Source organism: Dietzia sp. DQ11-38-2, from assembly GCF_014145055.1.
Classification (GTDB): Bacteria; Actinomycetota; Actinomycetes; order Mycobacteriales; family Mycobacteriaceae; genus Dietzia.
The window spans coordinates 1-7,449 of sequence record NZ_JAALDW010000233.1; the positions used below are offsets into that span (position 1 = coordinate 1).

At 68.1% G+C, this 7,449-nt stretch carries 8 protein-coding genes and 1 pseudogene; 8 read left to right on the plus strand and 1 reads right to left on the minus strand.

All coding sequences use genetic code 11. The features are described 5' to 3' along the window. The 8 genes and pseudogenes from G6026_RS08720 to G6026_RS08755 form a co-directional block, all read left to right on the plus strand. Nucleotides 1-429: pseudogene (locus G6026_RS08720) on the plus strand (transcriptional regulator); the annotation flags it as partial. After that, complete coding sequence (sufB, locus tag G6026_RS08725; RefSeq protein ID WP_107756495.1) at nucleotides 426-1,883, plus strand: Fe-S cluster assembly protein SufB; 1,458 nt, start codon at nucleotides 426-428, stop codon at nucleotides 1,881-1,883. The pseudogene G6026_RS08720 and the gene sufB, both read left to right, overlap by 4 nt. A gap of 5 nt (nucleotides 1,884-1,888) precedes the next feature. After that, on the plus strand, nucleotides 1,889-3,097 hold the full coding sequence (sufD, locus tag G6026_RS08730) for a Fe-S cluster assembly protein SufD (protein WP_182612935.1): 1,209 nt from the start codon (nucleotides 1,889-1,891) through the stop codon (nucleotides 3,095-3,097). A 55-nt stretch (nucleotides 3,098-3,152) separates the two neighbouring features. Then, entirely contained in the window at nucleotides 3,153-3,923 is a 771-nt protein-coding gene (gene sufC / locus G6026_RS08735) for a Fe-S cluster assembly ATPase SufC (protein ID WP_107756493.1), read from the plus strand. Nucleotides 3,924-3,941: 18 nt separating this feature from the next. Continuing rightward, nucleotides 3,942-5,201, plus strand: a complete 1,260-nt coding sequence (locus G6026_RS08740; protein ID WP_182612936.1) for a cysteine desulfurase — start codon at nucleotides 3,942-3,944, stop codon at nucleotides 5,199-5,201. After that, the gene (sufU, locus tag G6026_RS08745) at nucleotides 5,198-5,650 is read left to right on the plus strand and encodes a Fe-S cluster assembly sulfur transfer protein SufU (protein WP_107756491.1); all 453 of its coding nucleotides are present in this window, start codon (nucleotides 5,198-5,200) and stop codon (nucleotides 5,648-5,650) included. The genes G6026_RS08740 and sufU overlap by 4 nt, the downstream gene beginning before the upstream one ends. A 6-nt stretch (nucleotides 5,651-5,656) precedes the next feature. Continuing rightward, nucleotides 5,657-6,127 carry a metal-sulfur cluster assembly factor gene (locus G6026_RS08750; protein WP_107756490.1) on the plus strand — a complete coding sequence of 157 codons (471 nt, stop codon included), beginning with the start codon at nucleotides 5,657-5,659 and terminating at the stop codon, nucleotides 6,125-6,127. A gap of 127 nt (nucleotides 6,128-6,254) precedes the next feature. Continuing rightward, on the plus strand, nucleotides 6,255-6,911 hold the full coding sequence (locus G6026_RS08755) for a hypothetical protein (protein WP_182612937.1): 657 nt from the start codon (nucleotides 6,255-6,257) through the stop codon (nucleotides 6,909-6,911). Here G6026_RS08755 and G6026_RS08760 read toward each other — a convergent pair. Further along, nucleotides 6,908-7,449: lycopene cyclase family protein (locus G6026_RS08760; RefSeq protein WP_241727990.1), on the minus strand; the 542-nt coding region annotated here is incomplete at its 5' end. The two genes, G6026_RS08755 and G6026_RS08760, sit on opposite strands and share 4 nt — an antisense overlap.

The window sequence follows — 7,449 nt, forward strand, 5'->3', positions numbered from 1 at the left end:
GTCGGCGGGGCCACCGCCGTGGCGGACTTCGCCCGCCAGCGCGTCCGGTCGATCGTCGGGCACGTCCGCCCCGCGGACGGTCCGGAGGACGTCGAACGCGCGGCGACCGACGTCGCCGCGGCCCTGACCGAATCCGGGTACGCGGCATCCATCGAGGACGCCGGGGCGGGCCTGCAGATCTGCCAGCACCACTGTCCGGTGTGGAACGTCGCGTCCCGGTTCCCCGAATTGTGCGAGGCCGAGCAGGAGGTGGTGTCCGAGATCGTGGGCACCCATGTCCAGCGCCTCGCCACCATCGCCGGCGGACACTGCGCCTGCACCACGAACATCCCCACGGGGATGGTGACCGCCGGTGACCTGGCGGCCACCATGCCCGCAGCGGCCGACGCAGACGCGTCGGTTCCGACCCCCGAAAGGACTGTGCGATGACCATCACCCCAGATCAGGTGACGGCCGACGTCACCGTGCACGAGCCGACCACCGACGAGGAGCGGATCGCCTCGCTCGGCCAGTACAACTACGGTTGGCACGATTCCGACTCCGCCGGTGCGACCGCACAGCGTGGCCTCTCGGAGGCCGTGGTGCGTGACATCTCCACCAAGAAGAACGAGTCGGAGTGGATGCTCGCCAAGCGGCTCAAGGCGTTGGCGACGTTCTACAAGAAGCCCATGCCCGCCTGGGGTTCGGACCTGTCGGGGATCGACTTCGACAACATCAAGTACTTCGTCCGCTCCACGGAGAAGCAGGCCACCTCGTGGGAGGACCTGCCCGAGGAGATCAAGAACACCTACGACAAGCTCGGTATCCCCGAGGCGGAGAAGCAGCGCCTGGTCGCGGGCGTCGCCGCCCAGTACGAGTCCGAGGTGGTCTACCACCAGATCCGGGAGGACCTGGAGAGCCAGGGTGTCATCTTCATGGACACCGACACGGCGCTCAAGGAGCACCCGGAGTATTTCGAGGAGTACTTCGGCTCGGTGATCCCGGCCGGTGACAACAAGTTCTCCGCGCTCAACACCGCCGTGTGGTCGGGTGGCTCGTTCATCTACGTGCCCAAGGGCGTCCACGTGGACATCCCGCTGCAGGCCTACTTCCGGATCAACACCGAGAACATGGGCCAGTTCGAGCGGACGCTGATCATCGTGGACGAGGACGCCTACGTCCACTACGTCGAGGGGTGCACGGCGCCGATCTACAAGTCGGACTCCCTGCACTCGGCGGTCGTCGAGATCGTGGTCAAGAAGGGCGGTCGCTGCCGCTACACGACCATCCAGAACTGGTCGAACAACGTCTACAACCTCGTCACCAAGCGCGCCCGGGCCGAGGAGGGCGCCACCATGGAGTGGATCGACGGCAACATCGGGTCCAAGGTGACCATGAAGTACCCCGCGGTGTGGCTCACGGGCGAGCACGCCAAGGGCGAGGTCCTCTCGGTGGCGTTCGCCGGCGAGGGACAGCACCAGGACACCGGGTCGAAGATGCTTCACCTGGCCCCCAACACGTCCTCGAACATCGTCTCCAAGTCGGTTGCGCGAGGCGGTGGCCGATCCGCCTACCGCGGGCTCATCCAGATCAACCCCGGCGCGAAGGGCTCCAAGTCCAACGTCGAGTGTGACGCCCTGCTGGTGGACAACATCAGCCGGTCCGACACGTACCCGTACATCGACATCCGTGAGGACGACGTGACGCTCGGGCACGAGGCCACAGTGTCCAAGGTGAGCCAGGACCAGCTCTTCTACCTCATGAGCCGAGGCCTGGCCGAGGACGAGGCCATGGCCATGATCGTGCGCGGATTCGTCGAGCCGATCGCCAAGGAGCTCCCCATGGAGTACGCCCTCGAACTCAACCGCCTGATCGAACTCCAGATGGAAGGATCGGTGGGCTGACCGCCATGACCGACACCACTACTGCCACCACTGGATCCGGCCCCACCCCGGTGACGGACCGCTACGGTATCCCCGTCACCGCCACCAAGGGCGACCAGTTCTCCTCCTTCGACGTGAACGCGTTCGAGGTGCCGAGCCACAAGGACGAGATCTGGCGCTTCACCCCGCTCAAGCGGCTCCGCGGGATCCACGACGGAACCAATGTGACCGCCACCGGGAACCTGCTGGTCTCCGTCGCCGAGCGTGACGGACTGACGGTCGAGACCGTCGGGACCGACGACAAGCGGATCGGCGAGGCCGGGGCACCCCGCGACCGCGTCGCCGCGCAGGCCTTCACCTCCGTCGCCGAGGCGACGGTGCTGACAGTGGCCACGGAGACGGTTCTCGACGACCCCGTGTACGTGACCGTCGACGGCCCGGGGGAGGGGGAGCTGGCCTACGGCCACGCCCAGATCCGACTCGAGCCGTTCGCCAACGCGACCTTCGTGGTGGACCAGCGCGGCGGGGGGACGATCGCCGAGAACGTCGAGTTCGTCGTCGGCGACTCGGCGCACCTCGAGGTCGTCCTCATCCAGGACTGGGACGACGACGCGCTGCACCTAGCCAACCACCACCTGCAGGTCGGTCGCGACGCGACCCTGACCTACACGGCGGTGACCTTCGGCGGCGAGCTCGTGAGGATCGCACCGCTGACGACGTTCACGGCCCCCGGGGGCACGGTGAACGTCAACGGTCTGTACTACGCGGACGACGGACAGCACATCGAACACCGTCTGCTGGTGGACCACGCGGTACCCAATTGCACGTCGCGGGTCCTGTACAAGGGCGCCCTGCAGGGTGACGCGTCGTCGAACCTGCCCGACGCCCACACCGTGTGGATCGGCGAGGTCCTCATCCGCGCGGCGGCCGAGGGTACGGACACCTACGAGATGAACCGCAACCTCGTCCTCACCGACGGGGCCCGCGCGGATTCCGTCCCGAACCTCGAGATCGAGACCGGCGAGATCGCCGGCGCCGGTCACGCCAGCGCCGTGGGCCGATTCGACGAGGAGCACCTGTTCTACCTCATGTCCCGGGGGATTCCCGAGGACACCGCACGGCGCCTGGTCGTCCGGGGCTTCTTCGGCGAGGTGATCAACCGCATCGGCGTGCCCGAGGTACGTGATCGGATCGCCGAGGCCGTCGAACTGGAACTGCAGTCATCCGGGATCTGACCCCCGGGCCCGAGAGACCACCCCCGAAGACTTCACGAAGATTGCGAGCACACCAATGACCATTCTCGAGATCAAGGGCCTGACGGCCCGCGTCGCGGCGACCGCCGACTCGGCCGAGACCGTCGACATCCTCAAGGGTGTCGACCTGACCATCGAGTCCGGGCAGACCCACGCCATCATGGGGCCGAACGGCTCCGGCAAATCGACTCTGGCCTACGTCATCGCCGGCCATCCCAAGTACGAGGTCACCGGCGGCACCGTCACCCTCGACGGGGAGGACGTCCTGTCGATGGAGGTCGACGAGCGGGCCCGCGCCGGCCTGTTCCTGGCGATGCAGTACCCGACCGAGATCCCCGGGGTCTCGACCGCCAACTTCCTCCGTACCGCGGCCACCGCCGTGCGCGGCGAGGCGCCCAAGCTGCGGCACTGGGTCAAGGAGGTCAAGGAGGCCATGTCCGACCTCGACTTCGACCCGGCCTTCTCCGAGCGCAGCGTCAACGAGGGCTTCTCCGGTGGCGAGAAGAAGCGCCACGAGATCCTCCAGCTGGATCTGCTCAAGCCCAGGATCGCCGTGCTCGACGAGACCGACTCCGGCCTGGACGTCGACGCCCTGCGCGTGGTGTCCGACGGGGTCAACCGCTACAAGGCCGAGGAGAACGGCGGCATCCTCCTCATCACGCACTACACCCGCATTCTGCGGTACATCACGCCCGACCGCGTGCACGTCTTCGTCGACGGCCGGATCGCCGCCTCCGGGGGCGCGGAACTGGCGGACGAGCTCGAATCAGAGGGGTACGAGAAGTACCTCACGCCCGCGAACGCCTGATCGGACAGCTGGGAGACTATGACCTCGACCCTCGACATCACGACCCTCCGCTCGGATTTCCCGATCCTGCAGCGGACGGTTCGTGACGGCAAACCCCTCGTCTATCTGGACTCCGGGGCGACCTCACAGCGCCCGATCCCGGTGCTCGACGCCGAACGGGACTTCCTCCTGAGCTCCAACGCCGCCGTTCATCGCGGTGCACACCAGCTCGCCGAGGAGGCGACGGACGCCTACGAGGACGCCCGGGCCGACATCGCGGGGTTCGTCGGAGCCGATGTCGACGAGCTCGTCTTTGCCAAGAACGCCACCGAGGCGCTCAACCTGGTCGCGTTCGCGCTCGGAGACGACCGCTTCGGCCGGTACGCCGTGGGACCGGGTGACGAGGTCGTGATCAGCGAACTCGAACACCACGCCAATCTGGTGCCCTGGCAGGAGCTGTGCCGACGCACCGGTGCCACCCTGAAGTGGTACGGACTCACCGACGACGGACGGATCGACCTCGACTCACTGCAGTTGACCGACGCGGTCAAGGTCGTCGCCGTGACCCATCAGTCCAACGTCACCGGCGCCGTGACCGACGTCGCACGTGTGGTGGAGTCCGCGAGGGCGGTGGGCGCACTGGTGGTATTGGACGCGTGCCAGTCCGTCCCGCACATGGCCGTGGACTTCCACGCACTCGGTGTGGACTTCGCGGCCTTCTCCGGGCACAAGATGCTCGGCCCCACCGGCATCGGCGTCCTCTACGGACGTCGGGAGCTGCTGCGGGCGATGCCGCCGGTGCTCACGGGGGGCTCGATGATCTCCACCGTGACCATGGAGAAGTCCACCTACGCCGACCCGCCGCAGAGGTTCGAGGCCGGGGTGCCGATGGTCTCCCAGGCCGTCGGTCTCGGCGCAGCGGTCCGCTACCTGCGCGACGTGGGCATGGAGGCGGTCGCGCGTCACGAGGAGTCGCTCACCGCGGCCACCCTGGAGGCCCTGGACCAGATCCCGGGCATCCGGATCGTCGGTCCCCGCGACATGGTCGCGCGCGGCGGCGCCGTGTCCTTCGTCGTCGACGGCGTCCACGCCCACGACGTGAGCCAGGTGCTCGACGACGACGGGGTGGCGGTGCGCGTGGGACACCACTGCGCGTGGCCGCTGCACCGCCGATTCGGTGTGCAGTCCACCGTCCGCGCCTCGTTCGCGCTGTACAACACACTCGACGAGGTCGAGGTGCTCGCGCGGTCGCTGCGCCGGGCACAGGAGTTCTTCGGAGTGGGAGGTGCCCGTTCGTGAAGCTCGAGCAGATGTACCAGGAGGTCATCCTCGACCACTACCGCCACCCCCACCACAGTGGGCTGCGGGAACCCTTCGGCGCCGAGGTCCATCACGTCAATCCGACCTGCGGCGACGAGCTGACACTGCGGCTACGACTCTCCGACGACCTGTCGACGATCGAGGACGTCTCGTACGACGCGCAGGGTTGCTCGATCAGCCAGGCGTCCACCTCGATGATGGCCGACCTCATCGTCGGCCGCACGGTGTCGGAATCACTCAGGGCCTACGACGCCTTCCACGAGATGATCTCCTCCCGCGGGACCAACGAGGGGGACGAGGAGATCCTCGACGACGCCGTCGCCCTGTCCGGGGTGTCCCGATACCCGGCACGCGTCAAGTGCGCGCTGCTCGGGTGGATGGCCTACCGCGATGCACTCGGCCGACAGACCGACCACCACCAGGAGTGAAGTGACATGACCGAGCAGATGACCCCGGCCAACGACCCGTCCGTCGACGACGCCATGTCGGCGGCGGAGAACGAGACCCCCGCGGGCACCGTCTACAACGGTGAGTTCCGTCCCGACCCCAATCGCCCCGAGCAGTCGGAAGAGGACCTGGCGCTGGTCGCCGACCTCGAGGAGGCCATGCGCGACGTGGTCGATCCTGAGCTCGGGATCAACGTGGTGGATCTCGGGCTGGTCTACGACATCTGGGTCCGCCCGGGTGAGACCGAGGGGTCGACCATCGCCCGCGTCGACATGACTCTGACCTCGGCGGCCTGTCCGCTCACCGACGTGATCGAGGATCAGGCACGAAGTGCGGTGGTGGGTTCCGACCTGGCCAACGAACTCGAACTCAACTGGGTGTGGATGCCGCCGTGGGGCCCGCAGATGATCACTGACGACGGCCGAGAGCAGCTCCGCGCCATCGGCTTCACGGTCTGACATCCGACGCCGACATCAGCCCGGGCCCCCGGATTCGGGCGACGCCGGGTACCGCCTCTCCCGGCCCGCCAGGTGGCTCCTGCTGCCCTCACTTCTCCTCGCCCCCCTGTCCGGGTTCCTCTACACGATGGTCCGGACCACGGGGAGCTACGAGCCCGATCAGGGCTGGACCCTGCTGTGGACCGCGTTCGACATCGGGTCCGAGGGGAACGTCGCGGTCTGGTTCGCCTCCACGATGTGGCTGCTCGTCGGCGCGTTGGCCGCGATGGCGGCCCTCACCTCCGACCGGTTCCGCACCTCGTGGTGGGTGTTCGCCGCCGTGGCCGTCATCGCCTCGGCCGACGAGGCGGCGCAGCTCCACGAACGCCTCTTCTATTTCGGTGACCGCCTGGCGCCGACGTTGCCGGGGGATCTCCACTACAGCTGGGTCATCCCCGGGACCGCCATCGCGCTGGTGGTCGCCGCGCTTCTCATCCGCCTGGTCCTCGCCCTCCGAACCCGGGTGACGGTCGGGCTGATCGGCTCGGCGGTGGTGTTCCTCCTCGGCGCGCTGGTCATCGAGTCGATCTCAGGGATCGTGGAACGCGACCAGGGGATGTCCGACCTGTATGTGGCGATCATGTACGTCGAGGAGACCTTCGAACTGATCGGGGTGGCATGGGCCGTGATCGCGCTCGCGTCGATGTTCCGCCTCACCGGTCGCCGCGGATCACTCACCCTCACCTTCGACGGGTTCCCCGACAGGGCGGAGGAGACCGGGCCGGGCCACCCCGTGTCGGGCTAGCGCAATCGCGCGTCGACCGCAGTACGGGGGGACCGCCGGAGTAGCGCGCTGATCATCCCCACCTTCCCACTCGCCGGCATGCCCACCCACATGTCCCACATCGCCAGCGCCAGCTGGTACGAGGGGCTCGCGCCGTCGAGAAACCACTTCTGTCGACGCCCCTCGATCCGGCCGAACGCGTCGAACAACTGCCGGAGCGTCCGATCGTCGGCGCGCAGGAGTACACGGAGCCCGATCCCGTGCAGTGTGGTGCTGGCCGGGGACCGGGGCGCGGGAATCGGGAACCCGGTACGGACGGCGTGGACAGCGGCCGGCACGGCGGCCAGCATCGAGGCCACCGAGTACCCTGTCGCGGCGTGTCCGTGTCCACCGGCGGTGCCGAAGGCATCGATGCGGGGATCGCCCGCCCAGCCACCGCGGGCAAGGAGCGGGATGCGCACCCGCTCCACGTCGAGTGGCGCGTCGATGGCCGACCGCGACACCCCGCGCCGCACGAGCCGCGAGCGGAGCCGGTCGGCCAGCTCGGCGGGATCCGGGG